This window comes from Pseudoduganella sp. S-14 (genome assembly GCF_049913285.1).
In the GTDB taxonomy this organism is placed as follows: Bacteria; Pseudomonadota; Gammaproteobacteria; order Burkholderiales; family Burkholderiaceae_D; genus Rugamonas.
This window is the reverse complement of record NZ_CP183991.1, coordinates 3,375,811-3,391,599: the sequence shown is the minus strand read 5'-3', so window position 1 is coordinate 3,391,599 and position 15,789 is coordinate 3,375,811. Positions and strand designations below refer to the sequence as shown.

General features: G+C 61.6%; 15 protein-coding genes. 6 read left to right on the top strand and 9 right to left on the bottom strand.

The window, feature by feature from the left end:
- Window positions 1-40: 40 nt before the first annotated feature.
- A complete protein-coding gene (locus ACN9MZ_RS15560) occupies window positions 41-301 on the top strand; it encodes a TraR/DksA family transcriptional regulator (RefSeq protein ID WP_426337896.1) in 261 nt (86 codons plus the stop codon).
- Here the strand turns inward: ACN9MZ_RS15560 and ACN9MZ_RS15555 are convergent.
- Complete coding sequence (locus tag ACN9MZ_RS15555) at window positions 298-945, bottom strand: hypothetical protein (RefSeq protein ID WP_426337895.1); 648 nt, start codon at window positions 943-945, stop codon at window positions 298-300. The two genes, ACN9MZ_RS15560 and ACN9MZ_RS15555, sit on opposite strands and share 4 nt — an antisense overlap.
- A 101-nt stretch (window positions 946-1,046) precedes the next feature.
- On the opposite strand from ACN9MZ_RS15555, the gene ACN9MZ_RS15550 reads away from it, so the two are divergent.
- Entirely contained in the window at window positions 1,047-2,984 is a 1,938-nt protein-coding gene (locus ACN9MZ_RS15550) for an ATP-binding protein (protein ID WP_426337894.1), read from the top strand.
- On the opposite strand, the gene ACN9MZ_RS15545 is transcribed toward ACN9MZ_RS15550, so the two are convergent.
- Complete coding sequence (locus tag ACN9MZ_RS15545; protein ID WP_426337893.1) at window positions 2,981-3,427, bottom strand: Hsp20/alpha crystallin family protein; 447 nt, start codon at window positions 3,425-3,427, stop codon at window positions 2,981-2,983. The two genes, ACN9MZ_RS15550 and ACN9MZ_RS15545, sit on opposite strands and share 4 nt — an antisense overlap.
- A 195-nt stretch (window positions 3,428-3,622) precedes the next feature.
- Between ACN9MZ_RS15545 and ACN9MZ_RS15540 the strand changes: the two genes are divergently transcribed.
- Window positions 3,623-5,335, top strand: coding sequence for a molecular chaperone HscC (locus tag ACN9MZ_RS15540; RefSeq protein ID WP_426342911.1), 1,713 nt, complete (start codon window positions 3,623-3,625; stop codon window positions 5,333-5,335).
- 1 nt (window position 5,336) lies between these two features.
- Complete coding sequence (locus ACN9MZ_RS15535; RefSeq protein WP_426337892.1) at window positions 5,337-6,695, top strand: TonB C-terminal domain-containing protein; 1,359 nt, start codon at window positions 5,337-5,339, stop codon at window positions 6,693-6,695.
- 42 nt (window positions 6,696-6,737) lie between these two features.
- On the opposite strand, the gene ACN9MZ_RS15530 is transcribed toward ACN9MZ_RS15535, so the two are convergent.
- Window positions 6,738-6,944: a DUF3079 domain-containing protein gene (locus tag ACN9MZ_RS15530; protein WP_426335772.1), complete on the bottom strand. Its 207-nt coding sequence runs from the start codon at window positions 6,942-6,944 to the stop codon at window positions 6,738-6,740.
- A gap of 136 nt (window positions 6,945-7,080) precedes the next feature.
- Here ACN9MZ_RS15530 and ACN9MZ_RS15525 point away from each other — a divergent pair, with 136 nt between their 5' ends.
- Window positions 7,081-8,151: a flavodoxin family protein gene (locus tag ACN9MZ_RS15525; RefSeq protein ID WP_426337891.1), complete on the top strand. Its 1,071-nt coding sequence runs from the start codon at window positions 7,081-7,083 to the stop codon at window positions 8,149-8,151.
- A gap of 50 nt (window positions 8,152-8,201) precedes the next feature.
- Here ACN9MZ_RS15525 and ACN9MZ_RS15520 read toward each other — a convergent pair whose 3' ends face one another.
- The 3 genes from ACN9MZ_RS15520 to ACN9MZ_RS15510 form a co-directional block, all read right to left on the bottom strand.
- Complete coding sequence (locus tag ACN9MZ_RS15520) at window positions 8,202-9,242, bottom strand: CAP domain-containing protein (protein ID WP_426337890.1); 1,041 nt, start codon at window positions 9,240-9,242, stop codon at window positions 8,202-8,204.
- Complete coding sequence (locus ACN9MZ_RS15515) at window positions 9,235-9,630, bottom strand: PEP-CTERM sorting domain-containing protein (protein ID WP_426337889.1); 396 nt, start codon at window positions 9,628-9,630, stop codon at window positions 9,235-9,237. The genes ACN9MZ_RS15520 and ACN9MZ_RS15515 overlap by 8 nt, the downstream gene beginning before the upstream one ends.
- 431 nt (window positions 9,631-10,061) lie before the next feature.
- Window positions 10,062-11,750, bottom strand: coding sequence for an ABC transporter ATP-binding protein/permease (locus ACN9MZ_RS15510; RefSeq protein ID WP_426342910.1), 1,689 nt, complete (start codon window positions 11,748-11,750; stop codon window positions 10,062-10,064).
- A 215-nt stretch (window positions 11,751-11,965) separates the two neighbouring features.
- Between ACN9MZ_RS15510 and ACN9MZ_RS15505 the strand changes: the two genes are divergently transcribed.
- Window positions 11,966-13,228: an ABC transporter substrate-binding protein gene (locus tag ACN9MZ_RS15505; RefSeq protein WP_426337888.1), complete on the top strand. Its 1,263-nt coding sequence runs from the start codon at window positions 11,966-11,968 to the stop codon at window positions 13,226-13,228.
- A gap of 27 nt (window positions 13,229-13,255) precedes the next feature.
- Here ACN9MZ_RS15505 and ACN9MZ_RS15500 read toward each other — a convergent pair whose 3' ends face one another.
- From ACN9MZ_RS15500 to ACN9MZ_RS15490, 3 genes are all read right to left on the bottom strand, one after another.
- On the bottom strand, window positions 13,256-13,831 hold the full coding sequence (locus ACN9MZ_RS15500) for a hypothetical protein (RefSeq protein ID WP_426337887.1): 576 nt from the start codon (window positions 13,829-13,831) through the stop codon (window positions 13,256-13,258).
- 116 nt (window positions 13,832-13,947) lie between these two features.
- Window positions 13,948-14,802 (bottom strand): class I SAM-dependent methyltransferase, encoded by an 855-nt coding sequence (locus tag ACN9MZ_RS15495; protein ID WP_426337886.1) that lies wholly within the window; start codon window positions 14,800-14,802, stop codon window positions 13,948-13,950.
- 27 nt (window positions 14,803-14,829) lie between these two features.
- On the bottom strand, window positions 14,830-15,723 hold the full coding sequence (locus ACN9MZ_RS15490; protein WP_426337885.1) for an NAD(P)/FAD-dependent oxidoreductase: 894 nt from the start codon (window positions 15,721-15,723) through the stop codon (window positions 14,830-14,832).
- Window positions 15,724-15,789: the final 66 nt, after the last annotated feature.

Below are 15,789 nucleotides of genomic sequence, written 5' to 3'. Positions count from 1 at the left end.
CAAGATGCCCGTTAAAGTGCCCCAAAAGTGGAGACTCGCCATGTTACCTGAAGAAATTGACCGTTGGACTGCCGTCCTGCGCCAGCGGCGCGAGGTGCTGGCTGGCCGCGATTCCGCCGAAGTGGCGGAGATTGACGCCGCGCTGGAACGCTTGCAGGCCGGGACCTTTGGCCAATGCCTGCGCTGCGGGCGCGCAATCGCCGCGGGACGCATGCAGGCCCAGCCTGGGGCCGCGACTTGCCTGGCATGCCAGGAACTCGCCGAACGCCAGCGCTCCTTCATCTCGCTTCCTGCCGCTTAACGCAGCTTTGACCTGTATGGCCTGCATGCCGGGCCTTCGCTTTCCGCACCATTGCAGATATGCCGCCGGCACTCCACTGCACCGGGCTCGCCGGACCATGGGCAGCGCTTGAATACTTCCGCGACCTTTTCCGATTCGGCTGCAGGCTTGCGGCGCAGTGCACTTTTCTTGCGTGGCGGCTGTTTGGCGCTGGCCTGGTGCTTCGGGCGCGCAGTGACGGCATTGGCAGGGCGGGCGCGGTGGTGTGGAGCCGCCACGGCCTTGCCCGGCGCAGGCGCCTGTTCCGACGAACCTTCCAATGCCGACTGGCCAGGCCTGGCGGCAGCCCGCTGTCCCTGGTTGACATGCTCCGGCGCCCGCGCCACAGCCTCCGGCCCTGGCGCCGCCTGCGCCCTGCCACCTTCCGGTGCAAGCGTGGTGGCGACTGCCATCAGGTCCCGTTCAATGCCTACACGCTGCGCGAGGACGACCGCGCCACCGGCCAGGCCGGCCAGCAGCGCCCCGCATGACATCCAGAACACCGGCCCTTGCCACTCCAGCAGCCGCGCGCGCGACGCGCGGTCGGCACGCGCAGACGATTTCGCGCCCGCATCCGGCGCCGGCGGCGGCTCTGGTTTTTCGCTGTCGTCTTGCTGTTCTGTCATACGCCAAACATAGCAACAAATACATGGGAATGTCGCATGCTTGTAGCGCCCGCGACGCTTGAGCTAAGATAATTACTCCGGTGCAAATGGGCCACACCCAGATGAAAAGCTTCCAGGGCTTCTTCCGTGATCTAGGACTCCAGCGCAAACTCTTGCTGGTGTCGGTCCTCACGACGATTGCGGCCATGCTCGTTGCACTGCTTGCACTGGCCAGCTACGACTTGCTGGTCGCCCGCCCGCGCGTGGTGCAAGACCTCGCCGTGCGCAGCGAACTGTTTGCATTGAGCCTCGATTCCGACCTCAACTTCGGCGACAGCAGCGGCGCGGCCCGCAAGCTGGAAGCCTTGCGCAGCAGTCCCGAGATTACCCAGGCCTGCCTGTTCACGGCCGACAAACGCGTGTTTAGCCACTTCAACCGCGATTCCTCGGATAGGTGCGAATGGTCGCAGGAACTGGAACGCGACGGGCATCGCTTTGACGGTTACGCATTGGCGACGCTATCCCCCATCCGGATCGAGCGCGAGCTGGTCGGCTACCTGGCGACCGTTTACCACCTGCCGTCGATGCTCGAGCGCCTGCGCCAGTACGGCCTGGTGCTCGGCGTGGTGCTGCTCACCCTGTCGTTCGGCGGCATCCTGTATGCCTTCAGTTCGCGCAGGCTGGTCACGCAGCCGCTGCTCGCGCTGTCAGCCGTCGCCGACCGCGTCACGCGCGAACAGCGCTTCGACCTGCGGTCGCCGGTCAGCGGCCGCGACGAAGTCGGCCGACTGGCCACGGCCTTCAACGCCATGCTCGCCACCATCGCGGCGCGCGACGCGGCCCTGCGCCGCAGCCAGGCCCTGCTCACCAATATCGTCGAGAAGTCGTCAGCGGTGATCTACGTCAAAGACCTTGATGGCCGCTACCTGATGGTCAACCACAGCTTCCGCATGTTGCTGCCTCCCGGGTCGCCTGAGCCACTCGGAAATACCGACGAAGTGCTGTTCAGCCGCGACATGGCGCATTCGATCCGCCAGGCTGACCGAGCAGTGTTGGCCAGCGGGCGGGCCTCCAGCCACGAAGAAACCTCGGGCGGCACGGTGGGCGGCCCACGCACCTATATTTCCGAGAAGTTCCCGCTGATCGATGAATTCGGCCATATCTGGGCGCTGGGCGGCGTCTCCACCGACATCACGGACCGTAAGCGCAGCGAACTGGAACTGGAGAAGCTGGTCAATGTGCGTACCCGCCAGATCGCCGACACCAACCGCGAACTGGCCGATTCCCTCGGCAGCCTCCAGCGCGCGCAAGAGGAACTGGTACGCAGCGAAAAGCTGGCGGCGCTGGGTTCGCTGGTTGCCGGCGTGGCGCACGAACTGAATACGCCTATCGGCAACAGCCTGCTGGCCGTCAGCACGCTGCTGGACCAGACCACAGCCTTTGCCACCGCGGTGGAATCCGGCGTCAAGCGCTCCGCCCTCGCCGCCTATCTTGGCGACGTCAACAACGGCAGCCAGATCGTGCTGCGCAACCTTCATCGTGCGGTGGACCTGGTATCGAGCTTCAAGCAGGTTGCCGTCGACCGGGCAACTTCGCAAAGCCGTGAATTCCAGCTGGACGAACTGGTGTCGGAAATCCTGCTGGTGCTGATGCCGACGTTTAAGAAGTCCGGCATTCGGGTCAGCCACGCCATTCCGCACGGGATCGTCATGGCCAGCTACCCGGGGCCATTCGGCCAGGTGCTCATCAACCTCGTCAACAATGGATTGATCCACGCCTTTGAAGGCAAGGAGCATGGCGAAATCGTCATCACGGCCGACGCCATCGGCACAGACTCGGTAGCGATCTCGGTTCGCGACAACGGCATCGGCATCGCCCCCGAAAACATGGGCAAGATCTACGATCCCTTCTTCACCACCAAGCTGGGACGCGGCGGCTCCGGCCTTGGGCTCAACATCGTCTACAACATCGTGTATGGCTTGCTCGGTGGGCGCATAGACGTAAAAAGTGCCCTCGGAGAGGGCACGAGTTTCATCCTGACCTTGCCGGTCAGGGTTTAGTGGATTTCCAGCTTGCGGCTACCCTGCTTGGCCTTTTTCGGCAAAGTCAGCTCCAGCACGCCGCCTTCGCACTTCGCGGTGGCCTGGCTGTCATCGATATCGTGTTCCAGGGTAAAGCTGCGATACTGCTCGCCGAAATAGCGTTCGCTCCGCACAACGGCGCCGCCCTGCTTTTCTTCCTCGACCCGTTTGGTCTCGGCGGCGATCGTCACGCGGTTGCCGGAAATATCAACCTTGATGTCATCCTTGTTCACGCCCGGCACATCGGCACGAACGGTGTATGAGGTCTCATTCTCGTGCACATCGATGCGGATCGGCTGTTGCCCCTCTCCTTCACGCGTGATGTTTGCCAGCCGGAAGTCACGGAACAGGTCTTCAAAGTTGCGGAAGGGATCGAAACGGGCCAGGTCAGTGAATGGATCGTAACGCCTCAGATTAGCCATGATTTCCTCCTTTCTCGTGATGCGACAATATTTTAGACCCCGCTCAGGCGGCGTGCCACAGATTCTGGCAATCGGGCGAACTGTCGCTTTCATGACTAATCTATGGCGCTTGAGTCTTCATGAAAGGCAACGACTTTTCTCATTCAGAAATAAATGCTAGGCTACTCTTTTGTGAAATTAACATCGGAGCAGCAAATGATCGTCGGCATCGACCTCGGCACAACCAATAGCCTCATCGCCGCCTGGCACAATGGCGAGCCACGGTTGATCCCCAACAGCCTCGGGGATTTCCTCACCCCGTCCTGCGTCAGCGTTGACGAAGACGGCACAATCCTCATTGGCAAGGCGGCGCGCGAACGCCTGCAGACCCACCCGACCAACAGTGCGGCAGTCTTCAAGCGCCATATGGGCAGCAACAAGCAGTTCACGCTCGGCGGGCGCAACTTCCGCGCCGAGGAACTGTCGGCGCTGATCCTGCGCGCCTTGAAAGAGGATGCGGAAGCGGCCCTCGGCCAGCCGATCACCGAAGCCATCATCACCGTTCCCGCCTACTTCTCCGACGCGCAGCGCAAGGCGACCCGCGCGGCTGGCCAACTGGCGGGCCTCAAGGTCGAACGCCTGCTGAACGAACCGACCGCCGCCGCCCTCGCCTACGGCATTCACCAGCGCGGCAAGGAGACGCAGTTCCTGGTGTTCGACCTGGGCGGCGGGACCTTTGACGTTTCCGTACTCGACCTGTTTGAAGGCGTGATGGAGGTGCGGGCCTCTGCCGGCGACAACTTCCTGGGCGGCGAAGACTTCGTCAACCTGCTGATCGACGAGTTCTTCAAGCAGGCGTCCATTCCCGTCGAGCTGAAACAGGACGGCCGGTTCATGCAAAGCCTGGTGGCGCAAGCCGAGCAGGCCAAGCGCAAGCTCAGCGAAGCGCCGGAAGCGCTGCTGCAGACCAACCACGCCGGCATCACCTATTCCATGCCGCTGGACGAAGCGGGCCTCGAACGCATTACCGCGCCCTTGCTGGCTCGCCTCCGCTCGCCGGTCGAGCGCGCACTGCGTGACGCCAACCTGCAGACTGCCAGCCTGGACAACATCGTCCTGGCCGGCGGCGCCACGCGCATGCCGATCGTGCGCCGCATGGTGGCACGCATGTTTGGCCGCTTCCCATCCTGCGACATCAATCCGGATGAAGTGGTAGCGCTGGGCGCGGCCGTGCAGGCCGGCCTGAAAATGAACGATGCCGCCCTGGATGAAGTGGTCATGACCGACGTGGCGCCGTACTCGCTGGGCGTCGAGGTATCGATGCACCTGGGTGGCGACCAGTATTCGCACGGCCACTTCGATCCGGTCATCGAACGCAACACCGTGGTTCCGGTCAGCAAGGTAAAGAACTACCATCCGACCAGCGACCGGCAAACTGCCTTGCGCATCAACGTCTTCCAGGGTGAAGCGCGCATGGCCCGCGACAATATCGAGCTCGGAACCATCGAAGTACCGATTTCGCAGGTGCCCGGCCAGAACAACGGCGTGGACGTGCGCTTCACCTACGACGCCAACGGCTTGCTGCAAGTGGAAGCGACGGTGCTCCTGACCAAGCAGACCCACGCCCTCGTCATCGAAGGCAATCCAGGCATGCTGACCCAGGAAGAAATCAAGGAACGCTTCGCAGCCTTGTCCGAACTGAAGATCCACCCGCGCGAGCGCATCGAATTCCGCACCATGCTGGCCCGCGGCGAACGCCTGTACCAGCAATTGCGCGGCGAAGCCCGCGAACACCTGGGCCGCCAGATCATGCAGTTCGAGCGCGCGCTGGAGGCCCAGGACATGCGCGTTTCGCGCCAGGCGGCACGCACCTTCAACGAAGCGCTGGAATACTTCGAACACCAGAGTTTCCTGAATCTGGATTCCTAGCATGCGTGACACTTTCCCCTTCCTGCTCCGGCTTGGCCTCGATGCCGGTGCGGACGCCAAGGATATTCGCCGCGCTTATGCTCGCGAGCTGAAAAAGGTCGACCAGGAGGCTGATCCGGACGGCTTCCAGGAACTTCGCCAGGCCTATGAAGTAGCGCTTCAATGGCAGGCGCACCAGGAATTCGAAGGCCAGGCAGCAGTTCCCGCCGGCGTCGAAGAGGCTGCCGGTACCCAGCAGGCTGCCGCGGCCGAACCCGCGCCCCCAATTGTCGCGCAGCCGGCGCCCGACGATCCGTACCAACTCGCCGACCAGGCTTTCACACAATTCCAGTCCAGTGCACAGGAACTGGTGTCGAAAAACGAGAGCCGGCATCAGTCCCGCTGGCGGGAAACGCTGCAGGCATCGCTTTCCCACGACAGCCTGCTTAACCTCACTGCGCGCACTATCTTCGAAGCACGCATTGCCCATCTGCTGGCCACCGGCTGGAAGCCCGGGCACGAAACGCTGTTCGTCGCCGCCAGTGAAGTACTCGACTGGGCACGCGACAGCCGCCGCATCCAGCAATTTGGCGAGGCCGGCGCCATGGTGGACCGTGCCATCGACCAGTGGAAGCTGTATGAATCGATGTCGGCGCACTCCATGGGGACCGTCAAGCAGTTGATCCAGACGGTGCGCAATACGCCAAATCCCGAACGCCTCGCCGCGAGGGACGACCTGATCCTGTTCCATCAACTGACGGACCGCTTCTATCACTGGTTCTCAATCATCATTGATCGCGAAATCCTGCAGAAATGGCACCAGGCAGCGCAGGCCGAGATCGCGCGCAATGGCACAACGGGCGCCGTTCCGCTTGGCGAGGCTCCGGTGGAAAGCAGCAGCAAGTCGGGCTGGACCTGGTCGGGCTGGCAGATCACTTTCATGATCATCCTGCTAGTGAAAGGATGCGCCGCGCTTCTTACCAGCGGCAGCCACGGACCAAGCTATCCCTCCGCGACGGGCCAGGCCGACCCGGTCGCCTACCAGAATGCGGTCAACCAGGCCATGCGCGAAGAACTGCAAGCCGCCAAGACGTTGCAGATCGCCCCGGAAGAGGCACCGCCCACCGAGCAGCAACTGGAAGCAGTTCGGCGACAGGTCTTCTATGTACCTGAACCGGGCAAAGGGTCGGGCGTGCTGAAAGCAAGTTTCGCCGTCGAGCTGGACGGCATGGGCAAAGTCATCAACGTGCAGAGAACCCAGTCATCCAGCGACCAGGCGTATGACGAAGCGGTTGCCCGGACCTTGAAACACACCACGGTCTTCCCGCCGGGGACGCAGCGCAAGTTCCCTGTCTCGTTTTCCTACAGGCTGCCAGAATAGGCGCTGGCGCCTGGCCTGTGACGAAATATGCACAGGCCCGCGTCAGGCGCTCTTCTTTGCCTTGGCTTCCGGCTGGGGTTCCAGGAGAGGCGATTCCCACTCCATCCAGTCGGGTCCAAACAGCTCCGATGGATGCTGGGTTCGCTCGGAACCGTTGCCGCACGCCAAGCTATCAGCGGGACAGTACTTGTCGCAACCCCAGCAAACCCGCTCCGGGTGCAAGGGAATGATTGGAAACTTCTTTGCCATGCTTCAATCCTAGCCTTCTTGCCCCCGGCGCAACCTTAATCCAGATCAAGTTTCCGCCGACCCGGGCCCTACGTTCGCTGTCGAACTGACCTGCTGATCCTGCCATGGCACATTTGCCCTGCACGGGAGAACCAACATGAGTGAAGTCCGCAAAGGCCAGGCCCCCGCCAAGCTGGAACGCGCCGAATTTCATCTACGCTTCACGCGCAACTTTGCCGACCCGCGCTTCGACAAGTTGCGCGACGAGGTGGCGAAGCTGGAGGAAGTAGCGTGGCAAGATTTCAACGACAGCCGCAAGGCACCGGTGACGGAGCCGGCCGGGCCGGGATACGCCGATCCTGGCTACGAACTGTCAGTTGAGTGGAAGGCCGCTGCGGCCCGCCTGCAGGCAGCCGAACAGCGCCAGAAAGATCCTGCCACGCCTTCACGCGTCCTGTTGATCTGCGGCGCCGCGCGGAATGACGGCACCTGCCCCGGCGAAATGTCGAAAACCTGGCGCATGCTCAAACTGGCGGAGGCCGCGCTGGCGAGCGAAGGAATCGGCACCGACATCCTGGACCTGAGCCGCCTGACCTCCGAGTTTGAATTGCGCATCCACCCGTGCAAAGGCTGCGTTTCCACCGCCATGCCGCTTTGCCACTGGCCCTGCAGCTGCTACCCCAATCACAGCCTCGGCCAGGTCAATGACTGGATGAACGAAATATATGAAAAGTGGGTATCCGCGCACGGCGTCATCATCTTTACACCGGTGTACTGGTACCAGGCGCCGTCCGTGCTGAAGCTGATGATCGATCGCCTGGTATGCGCAGACGGTGGCAATCCAGACCCGACCAGCACCCATGGCAAGAAGCCCGAGGAAGCCAAGGCCCTGGAGCTGGCCGGCTGGCCCTACCCCAAACACCTGGCCGGGCGCGCCTACGGCCTCGTTGTGCATGGCGACGTCGCCGGCGTCGAAAGCCTGCGGCGCAATCTCTCTGACTGGCTCGATTGGATGGAGCTGATAGATGCAGGCGCCCAAGCCCGGCTCGACCGCTACCTTGGCTATTACGAGCCTTACGCCACCAGCCACGATACGATGGACAAGGACGAAGCCCTCCAGGAAGAAGTCCGCAACGCCGCGCACGCCGTCGCTAGGGCCGTGCGCATGCTGCGCTCAGGCGCCCTCACACGGCCAGACAAGGGTTTGCGATCGCCGCGTCCGAAGTAAATGAAATGGGCCGGCTTTCCATGCAGGATTGCCGGCCCCGGGTGCAGGCATTACTGTGCGGCGGTTGTGAACGTCCAGGACTTGTTGATGGTCTTTCCATCCACGACAGCGATCAGCGCCACGTTGTAGGCCGTAGCTGCCTTCAGGCGCAGCACCGGTACCAGCGTCGCGGTGAAGCCTTGCATGTTCCCGTCATCCGTCAGCGCGGGACCATTGCTCGCGATGACCGGGCCCAGCTTGCCGCCCTTGTTCACCAGGATGCGCGCTTCGACTGCCGTGCCGCCGGCAGGCGTGAGCGTGAACTGGCTGATCGCAATCGGCGCCGTCACTGCCATGCCCCTGGTTTCGAAACTGACTGTTACGGGCGTCCCGGCTTCGACCAGGTCGGGCACAGGCGTTGGCGTTTCGGTGCGATTGAAGAAGACAAAAGGCACGTCCGCCTGGTTTGCGTAGGGATATGCGCGAATACTGCCCGCCCCCGGCAACTGCGCCGCTTGCGTGGTACTCGTCGCAACGTCCACCACGCACAAGGTCGACGCGCCCTCCGCCGGGTTGAAGTTGTTTGCCGCTACACCGATATCGATGGTGCTGGCAAACAGCAGGGCCGCGTGATAAACCGAATTGGCCCATTCCGCAACACAGGTCATGTATTTGTCCGTACCGCCCGTGCTGTAGATCGCCTCCCCCGAGACCGAGGCGGTATACCCCGCCGCGGCAATCCGGTCTCCCGCGCGAACGCCTGTGTATCCAGGCTTGCCCGCCGTTTCGCCATGCAGTTCGCTGATGCCGTTCTGATTGATGTAGCTCCAGTGCGCCCCCGCCGACTTGTCCAGCAACAGGCTCTGGGCCAGCAACCCGGACCCGATCTTGCTGCGCAAGGCGTTGATGGCGTTGAAGATGCTCAGGTTGCCGCTGCCTGCCGCGTACGTTGGCGCCGGAACCGATGTGACGATATTGCCTTCGGTAGGCGATGGCGTTTGCGTGGACGGAGCGGGAGACACTACCGGCGCGCCCCCCGAGCCGCCGCCGCCACCGCAAGCCGCTAGCAGCAAGGCCAGGGCAAGCGCTGGAAAACACCGCGAGTTAAGCATGGAATCCCCCACGGCGACGCAGGAAGAGCAAGGCACAGCCCAAGCCCAGCAAGGCGGCGGTGCCTGGCTCAGGGATGGCCGCTGCCGCTTGCGGCAAATCCACCACCGCAATGACTTCAGGTGCGGTGGTCTGAACCGGCATCGAGGGGACGAATACCTCCACGACCGGATGGATTTCCTGTGGCGTCGGGATGGAGATCGGCGAGACCGACGGGGTGTTGTCGAAACTCGTCAACGGCAAATTGCTGAACGACTGGGAAGCGGTATTACTGTAGTTCATGAAGCTAAATTCAATACTGTTTACGGTGCCAGGACCGGCAATCGCTTGAGCACCCGCCAGAACGGAGCAGGCCAGCAGGCAAGACTTGAACAGCGTGTTAGCTTTCATATCGCGCTCCATATTTAGGTTGAGAAAACTACAAGCTGACCGAAGCATCAATCATGCCTACGAAATAAGTACTTGATTATGCAGAGTTAGCAAAATCTGTTACGAGGGATGTGTTAAATTTTACGACATCAAACTTTGCAGTTTGGAAACAAAACGAACGCCAACCGCCAAGCGGGCGCTAGTACACGTTCGACTTTGATAACATACGCGATTCCCTTACAAGAACAGCAGGAATAACAGCAGGTGTCAACTTGGGTAATTGCCTACCGGAATGCCGACCGGTCTGAGCATCAGATACAGGCAAAGGCGGCTGGCGTGCTGACGGAGCAAGGTGCAGCCATGCTGGTGAGCGACTACCTTCGGCAGCAACAGGCAAGCAGCACTGACACCGCGTTAGCTGCTGAGCAGTACAACTTCCAGATCATGCGCATTCATCGGCTTCCGGGGGACGTTGAAAGCGCGTGAGCCACCTCGCGCAATTCCCATCGGCCGTCGCCTTTCAAGTGCAGCACATGCGTATGGTGGCGCCTGACGGCTGTCCGGTGGGCAATGCTGATCAGGGTAGCTCCGCTTTCACGCAGGCTTTTGTAGAGCGAAGCCTCATTGCCGCTGTCGAGCGCGCTGGTCGCTTCGTCCAGGATCACGATGCTCGGTTCGTGCACCAGCACACGGCCAAAGGCGAGCCGCTGCTGTTCCCCTACCGACAGCAGTTTTTCCCAATCTTGTACCGCATCGAGGCCCCCGACACGCTCGGCGAGCTGCGGCAGGTGTACTTGCGCCAGGATCTCCAGCAACTGCTCGTCGCTCAGACTCGTCTGCACGCTTGGGTAGATCAGCTGGCTGCGCAGCGTGCCCTGCTGCAGGTAAGGCTTCTGTGGCAGGAAGAAAAAGTCTTCCAGGGGCGGATGGTGAATCAAGCCGCTGCCGGTATCCCAAAGGCCGGCGATTGCTCGCAACAGTGAGCTTTTTCCGCAACCGCTATCGCCGGTGATCAGCAGCGCATCGCCCGGCGCCAGGACGAACGACAAGTCTTTCACGAGTATCCGCTCGGACTGCGGTGGACAGACCGTCAAGGCATCGACGGCGATCTGCTTGCCAGGCCGCATCCTGATCCGCGGGCGCGCTTTCCCGACAACTGCCTCGCCCTCCGCCACCGGCAGCACGAGCTTGGACAGGGTTTGCAGACGCTCAGTGCCCGCCACGAAGCGGCTCAGGCTCTCAAAGTTATCGACGATCACACCCACTGCGCCAAGCACGGCCGTAAAGGCGCCTGCCGCCTGGATTGCCCGCCCTACTTCCAATTGGCCGGAAAGCACGCCTTCGGCGAGGATCACCCCGGGCAGCACCAATGTGAGTTGGCTGAACGTGCGCTGGAACAAATTCAGGGTGCGCTGCTTCTTGATGAGCCTGCTGAAATTGTGGAACAGCTTGTCAAATTTGCCGTCGAGGTAAGCACGCTCTTGCGCCTCGCCCCGGTAAAAGGCGATCGATTCGGCATTCTCACGCAAACGCATCAGGCCGAAGCGAAAATCCGCTTCGCGCCGTAATTGCGAGAAATTGAGACGGATCAGCGGGGTGCCAAAGACGTAGAGCGCGACCACGGTACCCGTCAGGGCGTACACGGCCAGCACGCCAACCAGCAAATGCGAAATCGACCATAGCACCGCGCTAAACGCCACCAGTTGCATGATCGAGCCCAGAAAGATCAGCAGGAAATGGATCGAGCGGCCGGTGAAGGTGTTGACGTCTTCGCTGATACGCTGGTCCGGGTTATCGATCTCGCCTTCCGAGGTCAGTTCGTAGTATTTGCGCCCCTGCAGATAGCCATCGAGGAAGCGTCCGGTGAGCCAGCGCCGCCACTGGTTGGCGAACATGTCCCGCATGTAGTAGTAGAAGGCGTAAATCGGCACTGCAAACACCAGGATCAGCAGGCAAGCCCGCACCGACTGCCAAAACCGGTCGCCATCCCGACCGGCCAGCGCCGAAGTCATCTCGCCGGACTGGTTGTTCAGCATCACGGCAAGCTCGGTTTCGGCAAGCATCAGCACAATCAACAGCAGCAGCAAGCCCCAGGCAGACTTCTTTTCGTCCCCAAGCCAGTACGGCTTTGCCACGCTGATGAATTGCCTCCATGCGGCCAACGACAATGGGGGAACACGGCGCCGTCTCGTTGGCGCTGGTTCATCCGGAATTGCAGTGGTATTTGCTGTCATCTTCATAGCCTGAGCATACGACTCAGCATAAAGCCACTCCGTGCGGAAACGGACATAGCCCGAATCGGTGCGTCGCGCCCGCCTCCGTTGACACGCTTCGTTGTTGCGGACACACTTCTTTCATGCTGGCTACGCACACGACGCGCTCGATCCGCATTGACTGTCGCCGAATTTGGCTGATGGGAGTGGCGCTCTGCCTGTCGTTTGGCTTGCCATCGATCGTTGCCGGGGCCGAACAGTTGGTCGTCGACTATATCGTTTCACACAGCGCCCAAAGGACAGCATGGATACGCGTCATCAATGAATTCTCAAAGGCAAACCCTGATGTAGAGGTGGTCCATCACGGATCTCCACAGGAGCAATACAAGCGCAGCTTCACCGCACGGCTGCGCAACGGCCAGGTCGACCTGGCATTCTGGTATGCAGGAGCGCGGCTGCGCGACGCAGTCCAAAACAAGCTGCTCGTGCCGCTTGATGCCGATACGGTGGCGCTGCTGAAAAAGAAGAAGTTCTACCCGGTCACGCTGGAGGGAACCCGGATCGACGGCGAGGTGTACGGATTCCCGATGTATTACTACCCTTGGGGCTTCGTCTATCGGAAATCGCTGTTCAAAAGCCTCGGGATCGACCCGCCGGCATCGTGGAATGATTTCCTGAAGGTCTGCGAACGCCTGAAAGGTGCTGGCGTAACCCCGCTCGGCTTAGGAGCCGCGCATAACTGGCCTGCCGCCGGCTGGTTCGACTACTTCGATTTGCGCATCAATGGCCTGGAATTCCATCGCAAAGTGCTGCGCGGCGATGTGCCGTTTACCGATCCCCGCGTTCGAAAAGTATTTGATGCCTGGGGTGAACTGCTGCGTAAAGGCTACTTCTTCGAACCGACCATCGAACTCGATCACGAACGCGTGCTGCCCTACATCTATCGTAAGCAGGTGGGCATGACGTTGATGGGCAGTTTTGTCGCCGCAAAATTTCCCGAGGCGATTGCGGACGATATGGGCTTCTTTGCATTCCCAAGCATTGTTCACGACATGCCGCAATATGAAGACGCGCCGCTGGATGTGCTGGTCTTGCCATCGCGAGCAGCAAATCCCCACGGTCGAAAGCGCTTCCTGACCTTCCTCGCCGAAAGCGGCGCCATCCGCCACATCGCCGAAGCGGACCAGACCTTGCCCGCGCAAGCCGATGCATCGTTTGGGAATGTCCGGCTGGGAGATGAAGCCCGCCATGTGCTGGCTAACGCAGCCGGCTGGAGTCCATTTTTCGACCGGGAAGCGAACTCGGAGCTAGTCGGCCCCGTCTTCGAAGGCTTGCGACAATTCTTGAAATTCCCGCATGACTCGGAAAAGGCCGTCCTCACCATTGAAACGCTACGCCAGAAGTAGCGGTATAGCGCCTGCTCGGTACGGCACCTATTTGGGTTTGCCGCATGAGTTCAGGTCTTTGCCCATGTCGGCCAGGCCCCGTTTGGTGCCCATTTCCAGATGCAAGGCCATTTCCACGGGATCGTATCCTGGCTCGTGGGTTCCGATGATGATGAAGGTGTCGCCACGCCGCCATGCATTCGCTTCGCCGTGGAAGTAGGTGCCGATCTGCATCGATTGATATTCGTCGGTGATGTCCTTTTGATCCTTGAAGGCAGCACGCGCGAATTCGATGTCTTCCCGGCTCCCACGCATGAGCAGGCCCATCGCTTCAACACCTTCGGCTTCGTCGATTTGTCCGAGCATGACCGCCTTGACGGGAATCCGGCCGCGAAACAGGCATACCGGAGCACCAGCGCTCAAGATTCCGACTGATTTTGACGGTGGAACGCAGCCATTCCGAGGCAAGTCCATGACCTGGAGGTCAGTGCGTTTCGCAACCGGCTTGGCGACCAGCTCCTTGATCGGCGTTTTTTTATCAGGAAACGCGTCGCAGATCTCAGCTGCATGCGCAACTCCGCCTAGCACAAGTAGCAGGGCCAGCGAAAATCTCAAATTCATCATGATGGACGCCTCGGGCACAGTCGTTATCAACAATAGCAGTCTGGGGCTCCATGTTACTTTGGTATCGCAGCGCGGGCGCAAACATCAGCCAACCGGCACGCTTGCTCGTGCCGACGTCAGTTTCGTGCCGTGACGATCCACGCCGCGCCCTTGATCATCACCGACCGCTCGCCTGGAAGGCCCGCGAAGACGGCACGAACCTCGGCCGAGGCACGGGCACGGATGTCGTCGGGCCGATCAACGAGCGCGCGCGACACCGGCCCGACCTCAAGCGCCATCTTCAGCGCGTCGTCGATCGCCGCGTCTCGCGTCGCGCCCTCGCCCAACGGCACTGACGCATCGAAGGCAGTGAAAGCGATATCGGTGAAACCAGCCGCCGTCAGTATGCGTGCCACCCGCCCCTTGTCGGCGAACGAGAATGGCCCGGGCGCTTCCGGATCAGGCGGCGCGGGCGGCGGCACGATGTCCTTGATCGCGCCCATCGGCAGGCGCACCCAATCATTCTCGGCCATGCCTCGCCAGCAAACGAAAGCCACCCGCCCTCCCGGCCGGAGCGCGCCACGCATATGGGCGAAGGCCTCTGCCGGATCGTCAAAGAACATCACCCCGAATCGCGAGAACAGGATGTCGAACGCGCCTTCAGGCAGTGCGGCGCTGCTGGCGTCGGCCAACTGGAACAGGACCGGCGTATCCGGTGGCGCAAGCGCGCGGGCTCGCCCGATCAGCGGTTCGGAGATGTCCACGCCCAGCACTTGGCCCTCCGCACCGACGCGAGCGGCCAGAGCCAGGCTCGACGCGCCGGCGCCGCAGCCGATGTCCAACACGCGCTCGCCCGGCGCTGGCGCGACGGCTTCGATCGCGGCCTCGCCGAACACCGCTACCATGGCATCAAGCCGGGCCTGGTTGGCAACCCAACGCGCTCCGCTTTGACCATTCCAGTCGGCGACCTGATAAATGTTCTTCTTTGCCATGCGATATCCTTGCTCTAATCTGCGCTCTCAATCCAACAACGATTGCTGCGCGAAGATACCCGCCATCGCGCCCTGCGATGACGCCTGGGTGACCGAAGGCAGGAAGGGAGTAGCCAGGTCACCGGCGGCATAAATGCCGGGCACGCTCGTCTGGCGCCGCTCGTCGACCTTGAGGACGATGCCGGTGGGCGTGTCCACGGTGGCGAGGCCCATTGATTCATGCAGGCTTGCGGACGGCTTGCTGCGCGGCTGTGCGAACAAAACGTCGACCGCGATATTGCGGCCGGACTCCAGATTGACGGTGGAGATGTGCCCCTTCTGATGGGCGATCTCAACGATCCGGCCAGCGACGACAGAGATGCTGCGGTTGGCCAGATCGGCCTGGATATCGGATGGAATGTCATGACCATCGGCGAAGACAGTCAGCTTGTCGGTCCAATGCTGGAACAGCTTGGCAGACTGGTACGACTGCGGGCCGGTCCAGAGGACGCCCCAATGCTGGCCGGCGACTTCAAAGCCGTCGCAATAGGGGCACGGCACGATGGACGTGCCCCAGCTTTCGGCAAAGCCCGGAACATCAGGCATCTGGTCGGCCACTCCATAGCTCAGGATCACGCGGCGCGCCCCAAGGCTTTCGCCATTGTCGGTGAGGACGGTGAAATCGTCGAGGCCACCCGAGACGCTGTCGGCCCGGGCACTGACCAGACTGACTGTGGGATAACGCGCCAGTTGATGCCGCGCCTGGGCCAGGATGTCCAGCGGTGGTTTGTGATCGTGGCCAAGCAGGCCATGCGAGTGGCTGGCGAAGCGATTGCGCGGCAGGCCGGTATCGAGAACAGTGACCTTGCGGCGGGCACGGCCAAGTTGCAGGGCGGCGGCGAGGCCGGCAAAGCTGCCGCCGATGATGATGACGTCATTCATGGTGATGGGCTCCGTGTTGTGGATGGAGAGTGTGTGCCTGGTGCATTGGCTTGCATATTTCCAGTA